20 protein-coding genes are annotated in these 25,334 nt (G+C 61.7%); 9 read left to right on the top strand and 11 right to left on the bottom strand.

Features of this window, described 5'->3' with window-relative positions:
* Nucleotides 1–201: 201 nt before the first annotated feature.
* Nucleotides 202–1,140, top strand: coding sequence for an aldo/keto reductase (locus tag J2W46_RS20930; protein WP_088174827.1), 939 nt, complete (start codon nucleotides 202–204; stop codon nucleotides 1,138–1,140).
* 152 nt (nucleotides 1,141–1,292) lie between these two features.
* On the opposite strand, the gene J2W46_RS20925 is transcribed toward J2W46_RS20930, so the two are convergent.
* Genes J2W46_RS20925 through J2W46_RS20915 form a run of 3 tightly spaced genes read right to left on the bottom strand, consistent with a single transcriptional unit; the run spans nucleotide 1,293 to nucleotide 5,811 of the window.
* Nucleotides 1,293–2,423 carry an acyl-CoA dehydrogenase family protein gene (locus J2W46_RS20925; RefSeq protein ID WP_310355831.1) on the bottom strand — a complete coding sequence of 377 codons (1,131 nt, stop codon included), beginning with the start codon at nucleotides 2,421–2,423 and terminating at the stop codon, nucleotides 1,293–1,295.
* 12 nt (nucleotides 2,424–2,435) lie between these two features.
* Nucleotides 2,436–3,644, bottom strand: a complete 1,209-nt coding sequence (locus J2W46_RS20920; RefSeq protein WP_310355829.1) for an acyl-CoA dehydrogenase family protein — start codon at nucleotides 3,642–3,644, stop codon at nucleotides 2,436–2,438.
* Nucleotides 3,645–3,690: 46 nt separating this feature from the next.
* Nucleotides 3,691–5,811 carry a 3-hydroxyacyl-CoA dehydrogenase NAD-binding domain-containing protein gene (locus tag J2W46_RS20915; RefSeq protein WP_310355828.1) on the bottom strand — a complete coding sequence of 707 codons (2,121 nt, stop codon included), beginning with the start codon at nucleotides 5,809–5,811 and terminating at the stop codon, nucleotides 3,691–3,693.
* A 147-nt stretch (nucleotides 5,812–5,958) separates the two neighbouring features.
* Between J2W46_RS20915 and J2W46_RS20910 the strand changes: the two genes are divergently transcribed.
* The 3 genes from J2W46_RS20910 (at nucleotide 5,959) to J2W46_RS20900 (ending at nucleotide 7,721) form a co-directional block, all read left to right on the top strand.
* Complete coding sequence (locus tag J2W46_RS20910; protein ID WP_020065390.1) at nucleotides 5,959–6,867, top strand: LysR family transcriptional regulator; 909 nt, start codon at nucleotides 5,959–5,961, stop codon at nucleotides 6,865–6,867.
* A gap of 200 nt (nucleotides 6,868–7,067) precedes the next feature.
* Nucleotides 7,068–7,256 carry a hypothetical protein gene (locus tag J2W46_RS20905; protein ID WP_088174822.1) on the top strand — a complete coding sequence of 63 codons (189 nt, stop codon included), beginning with the start codon at nucleotides 7,068–7,070 and terminating at the stop codon, nucleotides 7,254–7,256.
* 84 nt (nucleotides 7,257–7,340) lie between these two features.
* On the top strand, nucleotides 7,341–7,721 hold the full coding sequence (locus J2W46_RS20900; protein ID WP_020065392.1) for a DUF5594 family protein: 381 nt from the start codon (nucleotides 7,341–7,343) through the stop codon (nucleotides 7,719–7,721).
* A gap of 28 nt (nucleotides 7,722–7,749) precedes the next feature.
* On the opposite strand, the gene J2W46_RS20895 is transcribed toward J2W46_RS20900, so the two are convergent.
* From J2W46_RS20895 to J2W46_RS20865, 7 genes are all read right to left on the bottom strand, one after another.
* Nucleotides 7,750–9,549, bottom strand: a complete 1,800-nt coding sequence (locus J2W46_RS20895) for a methyl-accepting chemotaxis protein (protein WP_310355826.1) — start codon at nucleotides 9,547–9,549, stop codon at nucleotides 7,750–7,752.
* A gap of 240 nt (nucleotides 9,550–9,789) precedes the next feature.
* Nucleotides 9,790–11,901 (bottom strand): phosphocholine-specific phospholipase C, encoded by a 2,112-nt coding sequence (locus J2W46_RS20890; RefSeq protein ID WP_310355825.1) that lies wholly within the window; start codon nucleotides 11,899–11,901, stop codon nucleotides 9,790–9,792.
* 78 nt (nucleotides 11,902–11,979) lie between these two features.
* Nucleotides 11,980–12,303 (bottom strand): hypothetical protein, encoded by a 324-nt coding sequence (locus J2W46_RS20885; protein ID WP_310355823.1) that lies wholly within the window; start codon nucleotides 12,301–12,303, stop codon nucleotides 11,980–11,982.
* Nucleotides 12,304–12,482: 179 nt separating this feature from the next.
* The gene (locus J2W46_RS20880) at nucleotides 12,483–13,337 is read right to left on the bottom strand and encodes an alpha/beta fold hydrolase (protein WP_310355821.1); all 855 of its coding nucleotides are present in this window, start codon (nucleotides 13,335–13,337) and stop codon (nucleotides 12,483–12,485) included.
* A gap of 8 nt (nucleotides 13,338–13,345) precedes the next feature.
* Nucleotides 13,346–14,950: a benzoate-CoA ligase family protein gene (locus J2W46_RS20875; protein WP_310355820.1), complete on the bottom strand. Its 1,605-nt coding sequence runs from the start codon at nucleotides 14,948–14,950 to the stop codon at nucleotides 13,346–13,348.
* A gap of 114 nt (nucleotides 14,951–15,064) precedes the next feature.
* Nucleotides 15,065–16,660 carry a 3,4-dehydroadipyl-CoA semialdehyde dehydrogenase gene (locus J2W46_RS20870; RefSeq protein WP_310355819.1) on the bottom strand — a complete coding sequence of 532 codons (1,596 nt, stop codon included), beginning with the start codon at nucleotides 16,658–16,660 and terminating at the stop codon, nucleotides 15,065–15,067.
* An 8-nt stretch (nucleotides 16,661–16,668) separates the two neighbouring features.
* Complete coding sequence (locus tag J2W46_RS20865) at nucleotides 16,669–17,136, bottom strand: DUF4863 family protein (RefSeq protein ID WP_087751278.1); 468 nt, start codon at nucleotides 17,134–17,136, stop codon at nucleotides 16,669–16,671.
* Between the two features lie 180 nt (nucleotides 17,137–17,316).
* On the opposite strand from J2W46_RS20865, the gene J2W46_RS20860 reads away from it, so the two are divergent.
* The 4 genes from J2W46_RS20860 (at nucleotide 17,317) to boxA (ending at nucleotide 22,920) form a co-directional block, all read left to right on the top strand.
* Complete coding sequence (locus J2W46_RS20860; protein ID WP_310355817.1) at nucleotides 17,317–18,312, top strand: helix-turn-helix transcriptional regulator; 996 nt, start codon at nucleotides 17,317–17,319, stop codon at nucleotides 18,310–18,312.
* 113 nt (nucleotides 18,313–18,425) lie between these two features.
* Entirely contained in the window at nucleotides 18,426–20,096 is a 1,671-nt protein-coding gene (gene boxC / locus J2W46_RS20855) for a 2,3-epoxybenzoyl-CoA dihydrolase (protein WP_310355815.1), read from the top strand.
* A 67-nt stretch (nucleotides 20,097–20,163) separates the two neighbouring features.
* Nucleotides 20,164–21,591 (top strand): benzoyl-CoA 2,3-epoxidase subunit BoxB, encoded by a 1,428-nt coding sequence (gene boxB / locus J2W46_RS20850; protein WP_020065402.1) that lies wholly within the window; start codon nucleotides 20,164–20,166, stop codon nucleotides 21,589–21,591.
* 87 nt (nucleotides 21,592–21,678) lie between these two features.
* Nucleotides 21,679–22,920 (top strand): benzoyl-CoA 2,3-epoxidase subunit BoxA, encoded by a 1,242-nt coding sequence (boxA, locus tag J2W46_RS20845; protein ID WP_310355814.1) that lies wholly within the window; start codon nucleotides 21,679–21,681, stop codon nucleotides 22,918–22,920.
* A 33-nt stretch (nucleotides 22,921–22,953) separates the two neighbouring features.
* Here the strand turns inward: boxA and J2W46_RS20840 are convergent, their stop codons facing one another.
* Nucleotides 22,954–23,694, bottom strand: coding sequence for a TetR/AcrR family transcriptional regulator (locus J2W46_RS20840; RefSeq protein ID WP_087752612.1), 741 nt, complete (start codon nucleotides 23,692–23,694; stop codon nucleotides 22,954–22,956).
* Between the two features lie 302 nt (nucleotides 23,695–23,996).
* Here J2W46_RS20840 and J2W46_RS20835 point away from each other — a divergent pair, with 302 nt between their 5' ends.
* A complete protein-coding gene (locus tag J2W46_RS20835; protein WP_088174812.1) occupies nucleotides 23,997–25,277 on the top strand; it encodes a Zn-dependent hydrolase in 1,281 nt (426 codons plus the stop codon).
* Nucleotides 25,278–25,334 lie beyond the last annotated feature (57 nt).

Raw genomic sequence — 25,334 nt, 5'->3', positions numbered from 1 at the left:
ATCGCGTCTCTTCTCTTCGTCGAAATCGTCCGGTGTTCTTCACAAATCGTCCTATGCTGGAAGTCGAGACAAGGGTTGGACAATTGCGAAGGCACAGTCTTCGCTTGAGGTTCGATGCGTGGCATTGACCCTGTCTCTTTGCCCGCCCGGAGTACCCGGCTACGGGACCTGTGCGGCACCACTCAATGCGGAGGTATCGTCATGATCGAGCCTTGCGATTTCCGGCTCAAAAGAATTGCGCTGAACCACGGAGGCGGCTCCATGCCCGCAATCGGCTTTGGCACGCTGATCGCCGATGCGGCCATCACGATAAGCGCCACGAAAGACGCGCTGGAAGCGGGCTATCGGCACTTCGATTGTGCGGAACGCTATCGCAACGAGCGCGAGGTGGGCGACGCGTTACAAGCGGGGCTTGCAGCGGGAGGAATCGCACGCGAAGACATCTTCGTGACCACGAAGTTATGGAATTCGAATCATCGCCCGGAGCGCGTCAAACCGGCTTTCGACGCAAGCCTTGAAAGGCTTCGACTCGACTATCTGGATCTTTATCTCATTCATACGCCGTTCGCATTCCAGGCGGGAGATGAGCAGGATCCCCGCGACGCAAATGGAAACGTCCTCTATGACGAAGGAGTGACCCTGCTCGATACATGGCGGGCGATGGAAGATCTGGTCGACGGGGGAAGATGTCGCGCGATCGGTCTGTCCGACATTGGCCTCGATGATCTGGTACCGCTCTATGAATCGGCAAGAATAAAGCCGGCCGTGGTTCAGGTCGAGGCGCATCCCTATCTTCCAGAAAACGAACTCCTGGAGTTCTGCAAGAAGAAAGAGATCGTGTTTCTGGCGTTTGCCCCGTTAGGTCACGGAATTAGACCCGGGCCGCTCGAAGATCCGGTCGTCTCACGAATTGCCGCGCGGATTGGCAAGACGCCTGCACAGGTACTGCTTGCATGGGCGGTGCAGCGTGGTACCGCCGTCCTGACGACGCCGAAGACCGCAGCGCGGGCGCGCGAGAATTTCGACATTTCGGCTCTTCCCGCTGATGCCTTTGACGAGATCAATCGCATCGAAACCAGGCAGCGGTTCAACCAGGTCGTGAAGACCGGCAACCCGGGATTTATCCCGCGCATTGAATGAGGTTGCGATCTGGCGCAGTGCTGGCCAGAAACGAGCGCGCAATGTCCCGGAACCGTCGAAGCGAGCGCGTCAGTCATAACCCTTAGAACCTGAACTGTTCTCATCAGTGGTCAGGAGACTGCTGGTCCTGGCGGGCAGACGCGGTTATGACTTTACTCACGCCATAATCGCACGAATCTATCCAGGTGATGATCCTCATCTCCAAGCTGATGATCGATCATCACAAGCCGCTTCGCGTAATGAGCGAGTGGCAACTCCCACGTCATGCCTATGCCGCCGTGCAGTTGAATGCACTCTTGCGCGACGAGTGCGCCGATCCTGCCGATGCTGTACTTCGCCGCCGACACCGCGCGCTCCCGCACCGTGCGCTGCGCACCGAGCGCCGCTGCCGCGTTGATTACCGCTGAACGCGCCTGCTCGATTTCCAGCAGCATGTCGGCCATTCTGTGCTGCAGCGCCTGGAAGCTGCCTATCGCCACGCCGAACTGCTTGCGCGTGCGCAGGTAGTCGAGCGTGTAGTCTTTCGCGACATCCATCGCGCCGACGGCCTCCGCACACAACGCAAGCACACCACATGCGATCGCATACTCCAGCGTCGGGAAGCCCGCACCTTCCGCGCCAAGCAGCGATTCTTCGCTGAGCTTGACATTGTCGAACGTGACTTCGGCTGCGCGTCCGCCGTCGATTTTCGGATAGCCTCGCACGCTGACACCCGCTGCGTTCGGAGGCACGAGAAAGAGCGCTATACCTTCCTCTGAATCGTCCGCACCGGTGGTCCGCGCGGACACGAGGAAGAGTGCAGCGTGCTCACCGTGCTGCACCACCGCTTTAGCGCCGTTCAATTGCCACGCGTTGCCCTCGCGTTGGGCGTGCGTGGTGACACGCGAGAGTTCGTAATGGCCGCCGGGTTCACCATGCGCGAGTGCGGCGATACGCGAGCCGTCGATCAATTCGCCCAGCAGAGCGCGTTGCGCGGCGTTGCCGCTTCGTGCGACGGCCTGGCCCACAATAAGCGTATCGAGGAACGGTTCGACCACGAGGCCGCGGCCCAGGCTCTCGAACACCACCGCGATATCGAATCCGCCGCCGCCAAAGCCGCCGTTCGCTTCATCGAAGAGGGCACCGATAATGCCTAGCTCTGCAAAACGACTCCACAGTTCAGGGCTAAAGCCTTCAGGCGAGCGGGCGATCCTGTCGCGCGTCTCGAAGCGGTACTGCTCGCTGACGAAGCGGTTCAGCGTATCCGCAAGCATGCGGCGATCTTCGGTGTGCTGGAAATTCATGACGTGCGTCTCCTACAGTCCGAGGATCATTTTAGAAATGATGTTCTTCTGGATTTCATTCGAGCCACCGAAAATTGACAGCTTGCGGTTGTTGAAATACAGCGAAGCCGCGCTCGCCGCTTCTTCGGGACCGACCGGTGCGCCTTGATAACCGTCGTGCAATGCTTCTTCGATGAACGGCTGCGCATACGGCCCCATCGCGCGGCGCGTCAGCGACGAGATCTCCTGGCGAATCTCCGTGCCGCGAATCTTCAGCATCGAACTCTCGGCACCCGGCACGCCTCCGCCCGCTACTGCCGCGATCACGCGCAAGTTGGTCGTCTTCATGTTCTCCAGATCTATTTCAACGCGTGCCATGCGCGCCGCGAACGCCGGATCTTCGCAAAGCGGCCGGCCGTTGCGCTGCTGTTTCGCGGCAATCTTGCGCAGCCGGTTGAACGCCGCGACGGAGAACCCGACGCCCGCAATATTCGTACGCTCGTACGTCAGCAGATATTTGGCGTACGTCCAGCCCTTGTTTTCCTCCCCGACCAGGTTCTCAGCGGGCACTCGCACGTCGGTGAAAAATACTTCGTTCACTTCATGCTCGCCATCGAGCGTGATGATCGGCCTCACTTCGACGCCCGGCGTTTTCATATCGATCAGCAGGAAGCTGATGCCTTCCTGCTTGCGTACGTCGGTTGCGGTGCGCACGAGACAGAAGATCATGTTCGCGTAGTGGCCGAGCGTGGTCCAGGTCTTCTGGCCGTTCACGATGTAATGCTCGCCGTCCGCGTCGACGCCGCGCACGGCAGTGGTCTTGACCGAAGCGAGATCGGACCCTGCGCCGGGTTCTGAGTAGCCCTGACACCACCAATCGGAACCATCGAGAATACGCGGCAGCCAATACCGCTTTTGCGCTTCACTGCCGTATCTGATCAACACCGGTCCGAGCATGTTGACGCCGAACGGCACGATGCGCGGCGCTCCGGCCAGCGCACATTCGTTTTCGAAGATGAACTTCTGCACTGCGGTCCAAGCCGGTCCGCCGTATTCTGCCGGCCAGTGATTCGCGAGCCAGCCGCGCTCGTTCAGAATCGCATGCCACCCGGCCATGTCGTCGCGCGTGAGGCGCCGGCCGCCATGCACCTTGTCGGCGAGGTGCTGCGGAAGTTTGTCGCGCAAGAACGCAAGCACCTCTGCACGAAAGGCTTCTTCTTCAGGTGTGAAGTTCAGATCCATGACTGTTCCTTCGTGGGTTCAACGGCTACGCTGAAAAAGAGCCGCTTCATGCCGTGTGATTGAGGCTCGCAAAATCCGCGCCGCGCTCGACCAGGTCAATCAGCAGGGGCGAAGCTCGCCAGAACAATGGGTCTTCTTTCGCAAACTCGTGGATGTCCGCGAGAATGCGCGGCAGGCCGACCATGTCCGCATATTTCATCGGGCCGCCGCGATAACGCGGGAAACCGTAGCCGTATAAAAAGGTCACGTCGACGTCGAGCGGTCGCAGCGCAATCCGTTCGTGCACGACATTCGCTCCTTCATTGATCATCGCGGCCATGTAGCGGCGAATGATCTCGTCGTCGCAGAATTCACGCGGCGTGATGCCGGCTCGTACACGCTCGGCATCGATGATCGCCTCGACTTCCGGATCGGGCTGGCCGCTGCGCGATCCTTCGGGGTACAGATAAAAGCCGCGCCCCGTTTTTTGACCGAACCAGCCTCGCTCGCATAGACGGTCGGCAATCTGCACATAGCGCGCCGCCGGATTGCGCGTCGCTGCGCGCCGTTTGCGCGCTGCCCAGCCGATGTCGCCGCCAGCGAGATCCACCACCTGAAACGGTCCCATCGGGAAGCCGAACGCGCGTACTGCTGCATCGATCTGATAGGGCGAGGCGCCGTCTTCCATCATCGCGTCGGCGGCACTGCGATACACGGCGAGAATGCGGTTGCCAATGAAGCCGTCGCACACGCCTGCGCGCACCGGCGTCTTGCGCAGCTTCTTTGCAAGCTCGAATGCGGTGGCGACAATGTCGGCGCTGACGGCTTTCGGCACGACTACTTCAAGCAGCTTCATGATGTTGGCCGGCGAGAAGAAGTGCAGACCGATCACATCGGCGGGGCGCGAGATGCTGGCTGCAATCGCGTCGATGTCCAGATACGACGTGTTGGTTGCGAGCACGGCGCCCGGCTTGCACACGCGGTCGAGTTCGGCAAACACGGCCTGCTTGACCGACAGATCTTCGAACACGGCCTCGATCACGAGATCCGCGTTGGCGAGTGCATCGTATGAAGTACTGCCGGTCCAGAGCGCCATGAGTTGGGCCTTTTTCTCGGCGCTCATGCGGCCCTTCGCAATCAGGCCGTCATAGACCTTTTCGATGTGCGCGCGGCCCCGGGCGAGCGAAGCTTCATCGCGCTCGATCATCGTCACGGGCAGGCCCGCGTCGAGCACTGCGACGGCAATGCCCGCACCCATCGTGCCGCCGCCGACCACGCCAATCGCGTTCAGCGCACGCGGCTTCGTGTCGCGCGTCTCGGGCGCTTTGAGCACTTCGCGCTCCGCAAAAAACGCATGAACGAGGCCCGCACGCTGCGGACTGTCGAGGCATTCGAGAAAGAGTTGGCGTTCGCGGCGCAAGCCGTCTTCGAAAGGCTGTGCGATCGCCGCTTCGACTGCATCGACGATTTTTAGCGGTGAAAACAGACCACGCGATTTTTTGGCGGTCTCGGCGCGTGCCGTAGCGACTACGGCGAGGCTCGCGGCCCGGTCGTTCAACGCAGTGGCGTCGCGCGTGCGCCGCACCGGCGCATGACCCGCAAGCAATTCGTGAACATAGGCGAGCCCTTCCGCGAGGATGTCGTCGCTACTGCCAAGCCGGTCGACGAGCCCTAACGCCAGTGCTTCCTGCGCGTTTGCATGGCGACCGCTCAACATCAGGTCGAGCGCCGCCTGAGCGCCGATCAGGCGCGGCGTGCGTTGCGTGCCGCCCGCGCCGGGCAGCAACCCGAGTTGAACCTCGGGCAAGCCGAGCTTCGCCCCGTCTACGGCGAGCCGGTAGTGCGCCGCGAGCGCCACCTCCAGACCGCCGCCGAGCGCCGCACCGTGAATCGCCGCGACGACGGGTTTCGTACACGCTTCGATGCGGTTGCATACGTCCGGCAACGACGGCGGCACCGGTGGCTTGCCGAACTCGCGAATGTCCGCGCCGGCGATAAAGTTGCGGCCCGCGCCGACAATCAACACGGCTTGCACGGAAGGGTCGCTGTCGGCGGCTTCGATCGCGGCGAGCAGTCCGCGCCGCACGTCGGCGGAGAGCGCGTTGACGGGCGCGTGATCGATCGTGACGAGCAGCACCTTGCCACGCAATTCGCGTGTCACGACGTCGGTTGAAGTGGTGAGGCTCATGGCGTGTCGTCTCCTGGCTGATTGTCTGGGCGCGTAGGCGGCATCCCGCGCCCGCGAATTGTCCTGATTGTGGAGTGGTCAAGGTTCATTGACAATCACATGAACCATTGACAGACTGTCAAAATATCTTTGACAAAAGGCGCGGTTGTGGACGTCCATTCGCTGACTTTGCTGGTGGAGATACTCGACGCAGGTAACCTGAGCGAGGCGGCGAGGCGCCTGAAGATGAGCCGCGCGAACGTGAGCTATCACCTGAACCAGCTGGAACGCTCGGTGGGCTTGCAACTCGTCCGGCGCACCACGCGTCGCGTCGAGCCCACGGAGATCGGTCTTCAGCTATATGAGCATGGCCGCGCGATTCAGAACGCGTTGCTGGCCGCGCGCGAATCGGTAACGACGCTTGGGCAAAGCCTGCAGGGGCGAGTGCGCCTGAGCGTGCCGAGCGGTTATGGGCAACTCGTCATGTCGGAGTGGTTGATCGAGTTCAAGCGTCGCTATCCAGGCATCGTTCTCGATGTGTTGTTCGAGAACCGCGTGGAAGACCTCATGCGCGACGAAGTGGACATTGCCGTGCGGGTCATGTCCGAGCCGCCGCAAAATCTCGTGGCACGCGACATGGGGCCGGTCAGATACGTTGCCTGTGCATCGCGCGCGTTCGCGGAAAGCCACGGCATGCCCATGCAACTAGACGATCTGCGCACCACGCCGTTGATTACGGCGGCGGTCGTGGGCCGTCAGTTACGCGTTGCCGCCTATCTCGGTGACGAACGGCACGAGGTGTTGCTCGAACCGACGATTATCTCCGAGAACTTTCTGTTTTTGCGGCAAGCGGTACTCGCAGGACTTGGCGTCGGCATCTTGCCGGATTATGTGGTGCAAGATGATCTGAAACGCGGCGATGCCGTGACCACGCTCGACGAATGGCGTTTGAGCATCTTCGGCACGAACATGTACATGCTTTACATGCCGAACCGGCACCACACTCGCGCCGCGGCAACTTTCATCGAGTTCATTCTGGCGCAGGCGCGAGCAAGCGGAAGAGGGGGCGCTTCATAGCCCGCGCTCGGTAGCCCGCGCTTCATAGCCCACGCTTCGTAGCCCACGCTTCGTAGCCCGCGCGTCTTCGGCGGACCACAATTGTCCCTTCATGTAGCTCTCGCGAGTATGCTGTGAAAAAGAGCGCGCACGCGCCGTGCGACAGTACGCCACGAACTTGAAGAACGTTATGAACGTCGTGAACGTCAGCGGAGACCGGAATGAAGTGGACAATCGCATTTCTCGTCGTGCTCGCAAGCATCATTGTCGCGATGCTGATCGCGCGCCTGCCCACCGAGCAGGCTATTCGCCTGGCTGGCTATGCGGCGACGGCAGCGCTTGCTGCGCTCGTGAGTTACGTGATCCGGCGGCGCGGCAATCGCGCGCGTAAAACGAGGCGCGTGGGCTAGGCGGCGCCGAGCTGAGTGCTTGCAGCGGGCCGCATGGTACATGCTACGATGCTCCGCTCATTGCGCAGCATGTCGGAGAATCAGATGCGTCCAGAGAATGCCGCCCGTTTCGATGAAGAGTTCGCGCCTCGCATTGCCGAGGCCATCGCCGCGTGCTTCGCTACCACCGTGCACACGGAAGTACTGCCGTACGAAGGCCCTGGCCATCCTACGCGCCTGCGCATTCATGCCGCACCGCTAGAGCATATCGCCCAGTTTGAGCATCCGTTGAATCTATATCTCACGTGGGACAGCGACGAGATCGAGAGGCTCATGAAAGAAGAAGGCCAGGCGCGTTTCTCTCGCTATCTGGCTGCGCTGCCGCGAAAGCTGGCGGCGTGGCATCATGCGCGTGACCTCGATTTTCTTTCGCACACGCAGGCCGATCCGGTGGCGCTGATCGGCGGGCTCGACTTCGAATCGTGAGCCCGCGCCACCGGGTTTTTCGGATCGTCTAGTCGAGCTTGAACTGCGTAACCGCGCTCGCAAGGCTCACCGCCTGCGATTGCAATGCGGCTGCTGCTGCGGTCGACTGTTCGACGAGCGCGGCGTTCTGTTGAACCATTTCATCCAGCTGGCTCACCGCGCGGTTCACTTCCTGAATGCCGCGAGTCTGCTCATTGGCGGCTTGCGTGATTTCGGAAATGATCGTGGTCACGTTGGCGACGTTGCTCACGATCTCCGTCATCGTTTCGCCCGCCTGGCGCACCTGGCCTGAGCCTGAACTGACACTCGCGACCGTGGCTTCGATCAGCGCCTTGATTTCTTTGGCGGCTTGCGCGCTGCGTTGCGCGAGGCTGCGCACTTCGCCGGCCACGACCGCGAAGCCGCGACCCTGTTCGCCGGCGCGGGCAGCTTCAACCGCAGCGTTCAGCGCAAGAATGTTGGTCTGGAAAGCAATGCCGTCGATCACGCCGATGATGTCGGAGATCTTCACCGACGCATGTTCGATCTCGCCCATCGTCGTAATCACTTCGGAGATCACCACGCCGCCGCGCGAAGCGACCTGCGATGCGGAAACCGCGGTCGTGTCGGCCTGCTTCGCGGCGTTCGCCGATTGGGTGACCGTGGACGTGATCTCTTCCATCGACGCGGCGGTTTCCTGCAAGCTCGCCGCAGCCGATTCAGTGCGTCCGGACAGATCGACGTTGCCCGCTGCAATTTCATTGGCGGCCACGCGCACCGACTCGCTCGCGTCGCGAATCTGACGCATCACGTGACTCAGTTTGTCGATGAATGTGTTGAACGAACGGGCGATCTGCGCGACTTCGTCGTTGCCGATGGCGGGCAGCCGCTGCGTCAGATCGCCTTCGCCGGAACCGATGTCGTCCATTGCATCGCGTACTTTGGACAGACGCTGGAACGAAACCGCGGTGACCGCCGCGACGACAGCCGCTGCAATGCCCGCAATCACGATCAGCGCGATCACGGACGCGGTCAGCAGCGAACGCATGCCGGCGGTTGCCTCCGCTTTGTCGAGCGCGACGACCACGTACCAGTTGGTGCCCGGAATGGATTGCGCGCGCAACAGTTTCGGGCTGCCGCTCACGTCCATCTGCACCGGACGTTGCGCGCTAAAGAGTGCGGCGAGCTTGTCGCCCGCGAGTCCCGGCGCGAGATCGGACACCGGCTTCAACGTGAGCTTTGCATCCGGATGCGCGACGATATTGCCGCTCGCGTCGATCAGCATGCCGAAGCTCGCGGGCGTCGGGTGGATCGATTTCACGTTGGCGATCACGCTGTCCATTGCGACGTCGCCGGACACCACGCCCTTCACCGCGCCGTCGCGTACCACGGGCGCGGCGAACGCGACCACCAGCTTACCCGAGCCGACATCCACATAAGGCGGCGTCGCCACCGGCTTGCCTGCTGCCACGGCCTGCTTATACCAGGGCCGCCCGGTCGGATCGTAGTCGGCGGGAATGCCGGTCGGGTCGGAGAACTTCGCTGTCTTGTCCGCGTAGCCGACATAAACGTTGGTGAACTTGCCAGCGGTGGCGATCTGCTTGAGCGCCGGCGACGGGTCGGGTTGCAGAACCGCGTTCTGCAGCGAGTCGATCATCTGGCTATTGGCGGCAACCCAGTCGCTGATACCGGCTGCATGGCCGCTCTCGACTGCCGTCAAACTGCTGTCGATGGCGTCGGCGTTGTACGAATTCGCGACCACATAATTAAGGACCGCATTGGCAGCAAGTGCGACCACGACGATGGCGACGCACAGCGCAACGATCCGCGCGCGAATGGATGTGAACATGGTGGAAGTCTTTCGGATGAGCATAGAGCCGTAGTGATTGAGGCGGGCGCCTCATACGCGGTTTACGGCTCTCGAACCGAAAGTCTTGAGCGCATGTGCGCTAGTGTTTTCACGCAGTGCATCGCGCGAATTCGTCTGAAGATAAGATTCAATTACTGCCAACGTGCACTACGATTTAAAGAAAACGGCCGCTGCGTTTTATCGCAGCGGCCGTTGTCATGCGTCGGTGTTCGCGCTCGTTCAGGCGCCCAGCGCAGGATCGCTCATGCTGCTCTTGCCCGTCTCCACGTGGCCTGCAAAACGGCGGGCAAACAGCGGGTCGGTGTCGACGGTAATCGCCAGGTCGTACCAGCCGTGCGCATTGCGAAGATCGAGGTAGAGCTCGTCCGTATCGCCGCCGCGCACCACACGTTTGATCGTGTGCTTCGGGTCGTACGCATTGACGATCGTGAACTTGCAATGCGCGCTGCCCACGTTTTCAAGGCGCAGTTGCAGGTTGCCGTTCACGACGTCGTAGCCTTCGAGCACTTCGGGGCGCGCGATATCCGATCCGTCCCACCAGCTGCGAGCAATTGGCCGGCCGGTGAAGCGGCGCAAGAAACCGTTCGGACCGTGCACGGTGAAATCGTAAGAGCCGTCCGCACTCAGCGGGAACTGATCCTGCAAGCGCTTGCCGGCCTCGACCGTGTACGTGCGCGGCGCCTCGAGGCTGTTCGCGCGATAGACGAGAAACACCGCGCCCGCGCTGCCCGTATTGACGAAGCGCATGGTCAACGTTTTCTCGGCGCCTTCGCCATGCACTCGCACGAACATTTCATACGGCAGCGCGCGAGCCGGGCGCACGCCGGGTTCCTGGCGCGGGACTGCCTGTACCGCAGGCGGCAGCGGCACGTAGTCCGGATGACGGTTCTGATCGGGCGGCACATAGCCGCTCGTACTCGGCAACGTCGGGAAGGCGTCGTTCGGATTGCTGAAGTTGAAGGCCGATGTCAGATCGCCGCACACCGCGCGTCGCCACGGCGAGATGTTCGGCTCGCCGAGATTGTGCTGCTGGCCGAAGCGCTGTTCGATAAAGCGGATTACCGACGTATGGTCGAACACCTCCGAGCAAACATAGCCGCCTTTGGACCACGGCGAGACGACGAGCATCGGCACGCGCGGGCCGAGGCCGTACGGCGCGGCAACGTTCTTTGCATCGCCCGGATAGATTTCGTTGACGGTGTCGACGGTGGAGAGGCCGTTCGCACTCGAACTCGGCGCACACGGCGGCACCATGTGGTCGAAGAAGCCGTCGTTCTCGTCGTAATTGATCAGGAGTACGGTCTTGCTCCACACCTCGGGATTCGAGGTCAGGATCTGCAAGACCTGGTCGATGTACCACGCGCCGTAGTTCGCGGGCCAGTTCGGGTGCTCTGAATAGGCTTCCGGTGCGACGATCCACGAGACTTGCGGCAGCGCGTTGTTTTGCACATCGCGCTTGAGAATGTCGAAGTAACCGTCGCCCTTCAATGCATTCGTGCCGGTGCGCGCGTTCTCATACAGCGGGTTGCCCGGCTGAGCGTTGCGGTACTGGTTGAAGTAGAGCAGCGAGTTGTCGCCGTAGTTGCCGATGTAAGCGTTCTGAGTCCAGCCCCACGAGCCCTTGGCGTCGAGCCCGGTGCCGATGTCCTGATAGATCTTCCACGAAATGCCTGCGTTTTGCAGCACTTCCGGATAGGTCGACCAGCCGTAGCCGAGTTCGGAATTGTCGATCACGGGACCGCCGCCGGTTCCGTCGTTGCCTACACCGCCTGCCCACATGTAGTAGCGGTTCGGGTCCGTCGGGCCCATCAGCGAGCAATGGTAGGCGTCGCAAATCGTGAAAGCGTCGGCGAGTTGATAGTGAAAAGGAATGTCCTCGCGCGTGAGGTAGGCCATGGTGGTCGAGCCTTTGGCGGGCACCCACTGATCGTAGCGGCCGCCGTTCCACGCGGCGTGCGTGCTATTCCAGTCGTGCGCGAGGTCCTGCAGGAACTGCAGTCCGAGGTTCGGCGCGCTCGGGCGGAACGGCAACACATAGCCGAGATCCGCAGCAAGCGGTTGATACCACACCGGCTTGCCATTGGGCAGGTTGACCGCACGCGTGTCGCCGAAACCGCGGACACCCTTAAGCGTGCCGAAGTAGTGGTCGAACGAGCGGTTTTCCTGCATCAGCACCACGATGTGTTCGACGTCGCGGATCGTGCCGGTCTTGTTGTTCGCCGGAATGGCGAGCGCGTTGCGAATGCCTTGCGGCAGCATGCTCAGCGCGGTGACGGAACCGGCCGCGTGCGCGGCAGAGCGTAGAAAATCACGACGATTTTTTGAGGTCATGGTATGTGCTTTCGTGTCTTCAGTGGGAAAACGATCCACGCAGCGCGGCAGGCATGAGCGGCGCGTGAAGCGCGGGACTCAGTCAACGGTATGGATTACAGGTGTGGCGAGGGGCGTCGAAGCGGCGGCGGACAATGCCGGGTCGGCGCTTGATGCAGGTAGTGCTGGGCTTTGAATCGTGACGGCGGCAGGCGAGGGCGATGCAGAAAGAGGATTTGCCGACAGGACGGCGGTGCTGCTCTGATCGGTGGCATTTAGCGCGGAGCTGGCATTGCCCGCATCCGGCGCCTTGGCGTCGTCATTGCCGCAGGCGACGATCAGCGCGGAAAGTGGCAGCGCCACGAGCGCAGTGGCCAAACGTTTGCGATGCAAGGCACTGAACGGCTTCGACGCATAGGACATAGCGATGTCTCCGGCACGGGGAACGCGCGGGCATCGGTGTGCCCAGGTCAGCGGTGCGAAGAGAATATCCGCTTACCTGTGTAAGTTTTGTGAAGTTTTGGAAATTTGGGGATTTGGTGACAAATGGGGATAGAGGCTGTCGCCTCGCCCGTTGCGTGCCGGCGAGCGGCAACCTGCCGCTACCGGTATCGCAACACGAACGCCGCGATTGCTTCGTTCAACCGGTCAGGCGCATCGCGGTGTGGCGAGTGTCCGCAAGCGTCGAGCTTGACGAGTTCCGCATGCGGCGCATATTCGGGAATGGTGTCGATCTGAGCCATCGTGCCGTAGTTGTCGTCGTGGCCTTGTAGGGCGAGCAAAGGCTTGTTGATCGTCGAAAGCTGCTGCGCAATCGACCAGTCGCGGAATGCAGGATCCAGCCAGATATCATTCCAGCCATAGAAAGCGGAATCGACGTCTGCGTGATAGCGGGCGAGCTTGTCGCGCAGGTCGGTGCTTTCGTAAAGCTGCTTTGTCTGCGCGATGCTTTGCACCGATAGCTCTTCGACAAATACGTGCGGCGCGATGGCAACCGCGCCCGCCAGCGCGTCGGGATGCAACGCCGCGTAAAGCAGCGCGATCGAGCCGCCGTCGCTGTGTCCAATGACCCACATGCGCCGCCGTTCGTGCAGGCCAATGCCGAGTTCGTCCAGCAGCGCGGGCAAAATATCGCGTGCCTGGTCGCTCATGAAGTCGACCGGCCATTTGACGTGGTGGGGGCGCGGTGTCGACAAACCATATCCGGGACGCGAGTAGACGAGTCCACGCATGCCGAGCCGCTCGCACAACGATTGTGGCCAGTCGCGCCACATGGCGATCGAGCCGAGTCCTTCGTGAAGAAAGACGGCGATTGGCGCATGGCTCGTTGCGTTGCCAGTGGTGTCGGCGGCTTCACCGTTCAACCAGCGATATTCAATGCGCAGCGGCCCGTGCGATGCCGTGGCGGGCAAGTCGACGAAATGGCTAGTGGGTGTCTCGACAGCGGCATTCTGCATGTATCACCTTATGACTGTTCGCGCAGTTTGAAGCGTTGAATTTTTCCGGTGGCGGTCTTCGGCAAGTCGTCGACGAACACGATATCGCGTGGATACTTGTGCGGCGCGAGCCGGTCTTTCACGAACGCCTTCAGATCATCCACCAGTATCTCAGACGGTGCGAACTCGCGCTTCAACACAACGAACGCGCGCGCTTTCACAAGGCCGCCGTGATCGATGCCGACCACGGCCGCTTCGAGCACTGCGTCATGCTGCACCAGCACCATTTCCACTTCGACCGGCGACACATACTGGCCACTGACTTTCAGCATGTCGTCGCTGCGGCCCGCATACACATAGCAGCCATTCGGCAGACGGCTGTACTTGTCGCCGCTGCGAATCCACTCGCCGAGAAAAGTGGCACGCGTTTTTTCGCGGTTACACCAGTACATCAGCGCGGCACTCGGGCCTTTGATAAAGAGGTCGCCCACTTCGCCGTCGCCGACCGCGTGACCGCTGTCGTCGCGCAACTCCACTTCGTAACCGGGCACAGGGCGACCCGTCGTGCCATATTCGACTTCGCCCGCGCGATTCGACAGGAAGATATGCAGCATCTCCGTCGAGCCGATGCCGTCGAGAATTTCACAGCCGAAGTGCCGCGTAAAACGTTCGCCGATCTCGCGCGGCAATGCCTCGCCAGCGGAGGTGCAAACGCGCATCGCGACATCGTCGCGCGCAGGCAGGTTCGGCGACACTAGCATGCTCGCGTAAAGCGTCGGCACGCCATAGAAAACGGTCGGACGGTGGCGCGTGAGGCGGGAGAAAACGGCGTCGGCGGTGGGGCGCTCAGCCATCAGCACAGCAGTAGCGCCGACGGAAAGCGGAAAGGTCAGCGCGTTACCCAGCCCATAGGCAAAGAACAGCTTCGCCGCGGAGAACACCACATCGCTTTCGACAATGCCGAGTACCGGCTTTGCATACAACTCGGCGGTCCAGTAAAGATTCGCATGCGTGTGGACCGTGCCCTTCGGTTTTCCGGTCGAGCCCGATGAGTACAGCCAGAAGGCAATGTCGTCGCAACCTGTGGTGGCAGCTTTCAAGGCGGGCGTCGCGGCGTCGATCAGATCTTCCAATACCGGCGCCGCGAGCGGCTCGCCTTCAGGTGCTGGCGCCGCCCGGTTGGAGACAATGAGCTGGCAGCCGTCGTGCTCGGCCGTCTCCATGGCTTGCGTGACATTCGGGATCAGCACGCTCGACGCAATGACCGCACGCGCATGACTATGCGTGAGCATGTACACGTAATCGGCCGGCGTGAGCAGCGTGTTTGCGACCACCGGAACCACGCCCGCATAGAGCGCGCCGAGAAAGGCAATGGGCAATGAGACGGTGTCGAGCATTACCAGCAGCACGCGCTCTTCAGGATGCACGCCCAAACCGCGTAACGCGCTCGAAAAGCGCCGTGCGCGGTCTTCGAGTTCGCCGTAAGTCATGTGGCCGCTGTCGTCGATATAAGCGGTTTTCGCCGCGCGCTGCTCGTTCAACGCGAACAGATGAGCCGCGAAATTGAAGCGAGCGGGCGGCGGCTCGACCGTGACGACGGGCTGGCTTGCAGCCGGTTCGAACAGGGCTTCCATATGTCTCCTCCATCGAGTGGGGGCGGTCCGGCTGTTATGTGCTCATGATCCGCTGAATGTCTGCGTGCGCTACTGCGGGCGCTTCTTCGTCATGTGGTGTTCATCTTCAAGTGGTCATGCTGTGGGCAAATGGGTTAGCTGCGCAACTGCATCGATTGCCGCTGCCGACGCCTGAATCGCCGAACGCCGGTGATAGAAACCAAGCGCGCGCAGACCGCCGAGTTCTTCGCCGCCGCCCGCGCGTCCCGGTCCGCCGTGAAGCGACATCGGCATCACGTTGCCGTGGCCGGTCTGACTCTGCTCGACGGAAGGCGAAACCGCATGCACGCGGCCATGCGAATCGGCGAGTTCAAGCGCAAGCCTGCCCAGGTGCGCGTCGTCGTTTGAATAGATCGATGCGACGAGCGATCCCTGTCCGCGCCGCGCGAGGTTGACCGCGTGCGCTTCGCGCAGTTCACCGGCGCCGTTTGCTACGCGATATGGCGTCACACTCGCCACGGGTCCGAATACTTCGACATCGTGGAGCAGCGTCGCATTATCCGGATCGTTGACGACGAACAGATGCGGCGCGATGCACGCAGCAACAGCACCATCGGCGTCGATGAGCGGCGCGGCCGACCCGTCGTACGCGAGCACCGCTTGCTCACGCAACGCGGCAATGCCCGCCATCACGTTCTCGTATTGCGCGCGGCTCACGAGCGATCCCATGCGCACGGCGTCGTTGCGCGGATTGCCCACAGTGATCTTCGTGAGCTTCGTTTTTAGCGCATCGACGACGGCATCAAGCGCCGTGTCGGGAACGAACGCGCGCCGGATCGCCGTGCATTTCTGCCCGGATTTCACGGTCATTTCGCGCACGACTTCCTTGATGAAAAGATCGAATGCGGGCGTGTCAGGCGTGGCATCTGCACACAGAATCGCGCTGTTCAGACTATCGGCTTCGACGTTGAGCCGCGCGCCGCGTACGACGAAAGCCGGGTGCGCGCGCAGCGATGCGGCCGTTTCAGCCGAGCCCGTGAAGGACACGACATCGAACGCCTGAACCTGGTCGAGCAGACCCGCAGAGCCGCCGCAAATCACCGAGAGCGCGCCGCGTGGCAGGATGCCCGCGTTGACGACATCGGCGATCATGCGTTGCGTGAGCCACGCCGTCGCGGTCGCGGGCTTCACGATGACGGGCACGCCGGAAAGCAACGCAGGGGCCGCTTTTTCCCACAGGCCCCACGACGGAAAGTTGAATGCATTGATAAAGAGCGTGACGCCGCGCGTTGGCGTGAGCACGTGCTGCACGCTGAACGATTGATCCTTGCTCAATGCGCTCGCGTTGCCGTCGCGCAGCGCATGCACGTTGCCGAGCGATGCTCCAAGCCTGGCGTAGTACGACAGGGTGAAAATGCCGCCGTCGATATCGACCGATGAATCGTTGCGCGTCGTGCCGGAGTTCGCGAGAGCGATCGCATAGTAGTCCTCGCGCTTCGACTGGAGGAGCTTGACCACATCGGCAAGACGCGCGGCGCGCTCGGCATAGGTCAGCGCGCGCAGTGCCGCGCCGGCTTCATCGCGCGCAAAGCGGAATGCGTGTGACAGATCCAGTCCTTCGCTGGACACGCGCACGAGCGCTTCTCCCGTTACCGGATCGGTCAGCGTGTGTCCGTCTCCGGTTCCCACGACCCATTCGCCCGCTACGTGGTTCTTCAACAGTTCGATCATGACGGCACTCACGCAGCGGTGAATTCGATTGCGCCTTGCGGCAGAAGATACAGCACGAGCGCCTGGCCGTTCGCCACCGTGGGTCGATGCGCAGAGCCTGCCTGATAGACGCACCAGCCCGCAGGATGACCGTCGAAAGTCGCGCCTTCTGTCAGCGGCATGATGAGATCGATCTCGCCGTGCGGATGAACATGATGCGGGCCGGCAATGTCCTTCATGTCGACTACGTCGACGGAAAAGCCGTGGGTGTCGGGCAGCGCTTTGAAGATGCGCCCGTAACGGATGCCGCCGCCCTCGCGATTGCACAGCCAGCCTTCAGCGGCTCCCGCGCGGCATGCAGCGGCGAGATCGCGAAATGTCTGGCTGTCTGCGGGATACGTGCTGTTGAGCCAGTCTGCGAGTTCGGCGTTCAGCGGCCGGCCTGCGAGTTGCGCTGTCACGCCGGCTATCAGGCGCTGGAAATCGGATGGGGACATGCGGGCCTCCAGACTGTGCGCACGCACGTTAATGCATGTGACGCGCTGCGCGGTCTCCGTAATGCCGCTCGAAGAATCGCGGCGAGCTTGGTATGCGATCAATGTTCGGCGAAAATTAACCGTTCACTAAGCGTGTGTCAAGCACTATAGTACATGTATGGCTGGATCTAGGTAGAAAACATGAACCGAAATAACGTTGCTTCATCGTCCGACTCGCCTTCTGACTCGCCGTCGCTCGAAACCGTCGGCGAGGAGAGCGCTCGCGGCGAGCGCACCGGCGAACGCGAAGAGCGCGACCCGTTTCTGACCGCGATGGGCGAGCGCGTGCGCCTGCTGCGCGCACGTCGCGGCATGACGCGCAAGACACTGGCTGCTGAAACCGGCTTGTCGGAGCGGCATCTCGCGAATCTGGAATCGGGCGTCGGCAATGCGTCGGTGCTGGTGTTGCGGCAGATCGCGGCCACGTTGAACTGCCCGCTGGCCGAGGTGATCGGCGACGAAACGACTGCGTCCGCCGAATGGTTGTTGATCCGCGAACTGCTGCACGGGCGCGACCAGGCTGCATTGCAGCGCGCGCGCGTGGCACTTGCCGAGATGTTCGCGCAGGCGCCGCGCGACCCGCATCGCAAGGACCGGATCGCGCTGATCGGACTGCGCGGCGCGGGGAAGTCGACGCTCGGGCGCATGCTCGCGCAGGAGCGCAAGGTTCCGTTCGTCGAGTTGACGAGGGTGATCGAGCAACTGGCGGGCTGCCCGCCGGCGGAAATCCATTCGCTATATGGCGCAAGCGCTTACAGGCGGTACGAACACCGTGCGCTCGAAGCGGTGATACAGGAGCACGAACGTGCGGTGATCGCGTCGCCGGGCGGGCTGGTGTCCGAGTCCGGCACGTTCAACGCGCTGCTGTCGCATTGCTTCACCGTGTGGCTGCAGGCCGCGCCGGAAGAGCACATGCGCCGGGTCGTCGCGCAGGGCGATTTGCGGCCCATGTCAGGCAACAAGGAGGCGATGGACGACCTGAAGCGCATTCTGGCCGGCCGCAGCGAGTTGTATGGCCGCGCGGATATGACCTTCGACACGAGCGAGAAAACCTTGGCGGACGCCTATCTGCAACTGCGAGACCGCCTTGCTGCGCGGCTCGCAGCCGAATCGCCCGATGAGGCACGCGCTGTCTGACATGCACTGAGGGATCAGGGAAACACCTTAATATGCATTAAAGTGCTTTACATGGGTTTGACGGTGCACTATTGTTCTAGAAACAACTTGCATCGTCCAGTCAGGAGACGCCCATGTCCACAGCAGAAGCCGCGATCGCGCCGGTCGACTACCGCACCGATCCCTCGCAGTACAAGCATTGGAAGCTGAGTTTCAACGGCCCGGTAGCGACGCTCGGCATCGACATCGCGGAAGACGGCGGCATTCGCGACGGCTATAAGCTCAAACTGAATTCGTATGACCTCGGCGTAGATATCGAACTGCACGACGCCATTCAGCGAATCCGTTTCGAGCACCCGGAAGTCAAAACCGTCGTGTTGACGAGCCTCAAGGACCGCGTGTTCTGCTCGGGCGCCAACATCTTCATGCTCGGCCTTTCGTCGCACGCGTGGAAGGTCAACTTCTGCAAGTTCACGAACGAAACGCGTAACGGACTGGAAGACTCGTCGCGTCATTCGGGCCTCAAATTTCTTGCGGCGGTGAACGGCGCTTGCGCGGGCGGCGGTTATGAACTTGCGCTTGCGTGTGACGAGATCTACCTGGTGGACGACCGCTCTTCGTCGGTGTCGTTGCCGGAAGTGCCGTTGCTCGGCGTGCTGCCCGGCACGGGCGGACTCACGCGAGTCACTGACAAACGCAAGGTGCGCCATGACCGCGCCGACATTTTCTGCACCGTGGTCGAAGGTATTCGCGGCGAGCGGGCAAAAGCGTGGCGTCTCGTGGACGAGGTCGTCAAACCGAACCAGTTCGACCAGGCCATTCAGGCCCGCGCGCTCGAACTCGCCGCGCAGAGCGATCGTCCTTCCGACGCGCAAGGTGTGATGCTCACGCGCATCGAGCGTACGGACCGCGACGACGGGCTCACGTATAAAGCGCTAGACGTCACGATCGATCGCGCTAAACGCATTGCGACATTCACCGCAAAAGCGCCGCAAACGGAACAGCCTACAAATATCGACGCGATCATCGCAGCGGGCGCGACCTGGTGGCCGTTGCAATTCGCTCGCGAACTCGACGACGCCATCCTGTCGATGCGCACCAACGAGCTTGAAGTCGGCACGTGGATATTCCGAACCGAAGGCGACGCGCGCAACGTGCTCGCCGCCGACGCCGTGTTGATGCAGCACAAGGACCACTGGTTCGTACGCGAGACGATTGGCATGTTGCGCCGCACGCTCGCGCGCATCGACGTTTCGTCGCGTTCGTTATTTGCGTTGATCGAACCGGGCTCATGCTTTGCCGGCACGTTCGCCGAACTCGCTTTTGCCGCGGATCGTTCGTATATGGCCGCGTTGCCGGGCAATGAGGAAGAGGAGCCGGCCATCACGCTGTCGGAAGCGAACTTCGGTCTTTATCCGATGGTTACCCACCAGTCACGGCTTGCACGCCGCTTCTATGAAGAAACGGCGCCGCTCGACACGGTGCGTTCGCTGATCGGACAGTCGGTCAAGCCGGTCGAGGCCGAGCGTTTGGGACTTGTCACGGGAGCGCCGGACGACATCGATTGGGCCGACGAAATTCGGATCGCACTCGAAGAACGCGCGGCAATGTCCCCCGATGCGCTGACCGGACTCGAAGCGAACCTGCGTTTTAACGGCCCCGAAACAATGGAAACGCGCATTTTTGGCCGTCTCACCGCGTGGCAGAACTGGATCTTCAACCGGCCGAACGCAGTGGGCGAGAAGGGTGCGCTCAAGGTGTACGGCAAGGGTAGCAAGGCGCAATTCGACGTATCGCGCGTTTGACGCACGAGCGCATTACGACGCCCGCTTCCCGGTACGCCTCTCACATTCCGCATTGCAAGGAACGACCATGTCAACGATCAACTACAGCGAAAAGATTCCGAACAACGTTAACCTCGCCGACGACCGCGCGCTGCAGCGCGCGCTCGAGCAGTGGCAGCCGAACTTCCTGTCGTGGTGGGGCGATATGGGCCCGGAAGGCTCGCACGGCTACGACGTGTATCTGCGTACTGCGGTGAGCGTGGATGCGGGAGGCTGGGCGCATTTCGATCATGTGAAGATGCCGGACTATCGTTGGGGCATCTTTCTGACGCCGGGCGACCAGGACCGCAAGATTCATTTCGGCGAACATAAGGGCGAAGCCGCATGGCAGGACGTGCCCGGCGAGCACCGCGCCAATCTGCGCCGTATCATCGTGACGCAAGGCGATACGGAGCCCGCTTCCGTCGAGCAGCAACGACACCTCGGCTTGACCGCGCCTTCCATGTACGACTTGCGCAACCTGTTTCAGGTCAACGTGGAAGAAGGCCGCCATCTGTGGGCCATGGTGTACCTGCTGCACCGCTACTTCGGCCGCGACGGTCGTGAGGAAGCCGAAGCACTGCTCGGGCGACGTTCCGGCGACGACGACAATCCTCGCATTCTCGGTGCGTTCAACGAGAAAACGCCGGATTGGCTCGCGTTCTATATGTTCACGTACTTCACTGATCGCGACGGCAAGTTCCAGTTGTCCGCACTCGCGGAATCGGGCTTCGACCCGCTCGCGCGCACCACGAAGTTCATGTTGACGGAAGAGGCGCACCATATGTTCGTCGGCGAATCGGGCGTTTCGCGCGTGATTCAGCGGACTGCTCAGGTGATGAACGAACTCGGCACCGACGACGTCGCCCGGATTCGCGCGGCCGGCGTGATCGACTTGCCGACCATTCAGCGCTATCTGAACTTCCATTACTCGGTGACGATCGACCTGTTCGGCGCGGACCATTCGTCGAATGCGGCCACGTTCTATAGTTCGGGCCTGAAGGGCCGCTATGAAGAGGGCAAGCGCGACGACGATCATCAATTGAACGGGCAGAGCTACAAGCTACTGGATGTGCAGGACGGCAAGCTCGTGGAACGCGAAGTGCCCATGCTCAATGCGATGAACGAAGTTCTGCGCGACGACTACATCAAGGACTCGGTTGCGGGTGTAGGCCGCTGGAACAAGGTGCTCGAAAAGGCCGGCATAGACTTTCGCATGACGGTGCCGCACAAGGCGTTCAACCGGCAGATCGGCACCTTTGCGGGCACACGCGTGTCGCCCGATGGCCGCGTGATTGGCGAAGCGGAGTGGGCCGCAAACGAAGCGAAGTGGCTCGCCACACCGGAAGACCGCGCATTCGTTGCGTCGCTGATGGGTCGCGTCACGGAGCCTGGCAAGTTCGCGAACTGGATTGCGCCGCCCGCGATGGGCGTGAACCGTCAGCCGGTCGATTTCGAATACGTGCGCTTTAACTGAACGCCGGTATCGCGCAACGCAGGAGTTGCTGAAGTTGCATGAAGCGCGCGTGGCAAGCTTGCGCGGCACAACATGGTGGAGGAAGTCATGAACGGCCCAGTGTCGATCGAGGTTCTCAGGCAGCATCTGATCGATCCGGAAATCTGCATTCGCTGCAATACGTGCGAAGAGACCTGTCCGATCGACGCGATCACGCACGACGAAAACAACTACGTCGTGAAGGCGGATGTCTGCAACGGCTGCATGGCGTGCGTGCCGCCTTGTCCGACCGGCGCGATCGACAACTGGCGTACCGTATTGAAGGCCGACGCATATCCGGTCGAAGAACAATTCACTTGGGACGTCTTGCCGGAGCAGAACACAATGGCCGCGCCCGCGGTGGAGGAATCGCCCGCGGCGGACACTACCGGCGATGCAGCGGCGAACGCGAGCGGCATTGAAGTAGACACCGTGCGCGGGTCGGTCGTGCCGCCGTGGTCCGCCGCGAAGCCTTACGTCAATCTCTACACACACAAGACGCCGACTACGGCGACTGTGGTCGGCAACTACCGGCTTACCGACGTATCGACGGAAAGCGACATACATCACATCGTGCTCGACTTCGGAACGATGCCGTTTCCGGTGCTCGAAGGTCAATCGATCGGCATTCTTCCGCCCGGCGCGACCGGCGACGGGCGCGTGCACCACGCGCGCCAATATTCGATCGCCAGCCCGCGCGACGGCGAGCGCCCCGGCTACAACAACGTTTCGCTGACGGTGAAGCGCGTCGCACAACGGCATGGCGATTCGATCGACGGAGTCTGCTCGAACTATCTGTGCGATCTGAAAAAGGGCGACGTGGTCACGGTGATCGGCCCGTTCGGCAGCACGTTTCTGATGCCGAACCATCCGAATTCGCACCTTCTGATGATCTGCACGGGCACCGGTTCGGCCCCGATGCGCGCAATGACGGAATATCGCCGGCGCCGTCGCCTGAAGGGAGCAACGGGCAAGCTGATGCTGTTCTTCGGTGCCCGCACCAAAGAGGAGTTGCCATACTTCGGGCCGCTAACTAATCTGCCGAAGGATTTCATCGACACCAATCTTGCGTTCTCGCGCACGCCGGGACAGCCCAAGCGCTACGTGCAGGACGCGATGCGCGAACGCGCGGTCGACGTTGCGCAGATGCTCAAGGACGACAATACGCATATCTACGTATGCGGGCTAAAGGGTATGGAAGACGGCGTGCTGCAAGCGCTGAAAGAGATCGGCGAGCAGCATCAGCTGGATTGGGAAGCGCTGTGGGCAAAGCTGAAGAAAGAAGGGCGCCTGCATCTGGAAACGTATTGATCCGGCCGCGCCAGAAGCCGCTGCCGCGAAGCGTCACCGGCCTGGCGCCCGTTGTGCCGGCGACACTGCCCCGCACGCGCGAATGACCAGTTGCACGACTTCTTCGGTCGTCGCCTCGAACGACTTTTGCGTCATCGCGCGCTTGCCTTTGAGCGCGCGAATCTGTGCGTCGAAGTCGGCGTAGTGCTGGGTCGTCGCCCAGATCATATACATCAGCGTTCGCGCATCGACAGGCGCGAGCAGGCCTCGTGAGATCCAGTCGTCGATTACTTTTACACGGCTGTCGAGCCATGGCTTGACGCGCCCCGTGAGGATGTCTTCCATATGCCCGGCACCGTGAATGATCTCGCTCGCCCACACTTTCGAGCCCAGCGGGCGCCGCCGCGATAATTCCATTTTCGCGCGCACATATCCGCCGATTGCCTCCACCGGATCGTCGCTGCATTCGAATGTATCGGCTGCGCGGTACCAGTCTTCGAACAGGTCTTCGAGCACACGCCGGTAAAGCGCAAGCTTGGTCGGGAAGTAGTAATGCACGTTGGCTTTCGGTAAGCCCGCGCGTTCGGCGATCATCGCGGTGCTCGCGCCGTCGAGTCCGCGTTCCGCGAAGACCGCTTCCGCACAAGCCAGAAGATGCGCTTCGTTCGACTCGCGAATGTGCGCCTTGCGCCGCCGCAAAGGCGCGCGCGTTTCGTCGTTTTCCGTGATGCCCCCAGCCACGTCGTCGTCTCTCATGTTCGCCTTCGGCGGCATGGGTGCCGCGTCGCGCTTCATTCTAGTCGCTCGACGCACTGCTGATCTACGTATTTTGAAAGCCGCTGTCGGCGCTGCTGCAATGCAATGGCACGCTTCTCGCTCTTGGTTTGACCGTGCGAAAAGCATTGATTTGGCGGAGTTAATCGTCTACAACCTGTCCAACTGGACAGGATTGAGAAAGCGGGACATGCACCAGGGTTAGCCCTCGCTATGAGAAGCAACCAGGCGCATGGAACCTGCACCGCAGCCGTGCGGAGACGCCCCAAAAGCCGCCGCCCATGCACCAGTTTCATGTCGGTTCACCGGAAGGAGCGAGACGAATGAACGCGGTATCCGAAGCGCTAAAGCGGGCAGAGCCCGCTACGTCGATCAGGATCGACGGCAAGCGGCTGTGGGACAGCCTGATGACGATGGCAAAGATCGGTGCAACGCCTAAAGGCGGCGTATGCCGCCTTGCGCTGACCGACCTCGACAAGGAAGGGCGAGACCTGATCGTTAGCTGGGCGAAGGAAGCCGGCTGCACAGTCAGTGTCGATCAGATGGGCAACGTGTTCATGCGCCGGGCAGGACGCAATCCCGATGCGCTGCCTGTGATGACCGGCTCGCATGCGGACTCGCAGCCGACGGGCGGCCGCTTCGACGGCATTTACGGCGTGCTGGGCGGTCTCGAAGTGATTCGGAGTCTGAACGATCATGGCATCGAGACCGAGCATCCTGTCGAAGTCGTGATCTGGACCAACGAGGAAGGCTCGCGTTTTGCGCCGGCCATGGTTGCGTCCGGCGTGTTCGCGGGCGTGTTCTCGCTCGAATACGGTTTGTCGCGCAAAGACGTAGATGGCAAGACGATCGGCGAGGAACTGCAGCGCATCGGCTATGCGGGCGATGTGCCGTGCGGCGGTCGCCGATTGCATGCGGCGTTCGAACTGCATATCGAGCAGGGGCCGATTCTCGAAGCCGAGCAGAAAACCATTGGCGTGGTCACGGACGCGCAAGGTCAGCGCTGGTACGAAATCACGCTGACGGGACAGGAGGCGCACGCGGGTCCGACGCCGATGCCGCGCCGGCGCGATGCGCTGCTCGGCGCCGCGCGAGTAGTCGACCTCGTCAATCGAATCGGGCTGGATAATGCGCCGCTCGCGTGCGCGACGGTCGGCATGATGCAGGTCTATCCGAACTCGCGCAATGTGATTCCTGGGCGAGTGTTCTTTACCGTCGACTTCCGGCATCCGGACAACGCCGTGCTGGCGAAGATGGATGCCGCGTTGCGCGAAGGCGTGGCGCAGATCGCGAGCGGCATCGGTCTCGAAACCGAACTCGAACAGATCTTTTACTACGAGCCCGTTGCGTTCGACGAAGCTTGCGTGAAGTCGGTGCGCGCAGCGGCCGAGCGCTTCGGTTACTCGCATCGCAACATGGTGTCCGGCGCGGGGCACGACGCCTGTTATCTCGCGCAAGTCGCGCCCACTTCAATGGTGTTCGTGCCGTGCGTCGACGGGATCAGCCATAACGAAATCGAGGACGCCTCCTTCGAATGGATCGAAGCCGGCGCGAACGTATTGCTCCATGCGATGCTGGAGCGTGCGTGCGAGCCGGTTTCATAGTGCACCGATCAATGCGGCTGGCGAGCGCCGTCCTGGCTTCTGATCGCGAGCCGGATT

The organism is Paraburkholderia strydomiana (genome assembly GCF_031456815.1).
GTDB lineage: Bacteria > Pseudomonadota > Gammaproteobacteria > Burkholderiales > Burkholderiaceae > Paraburkholderia > Paraburkholderia caledonica.
This window is presented reverse-complemented; position numbering and strand designations above follow the sequence as displayed.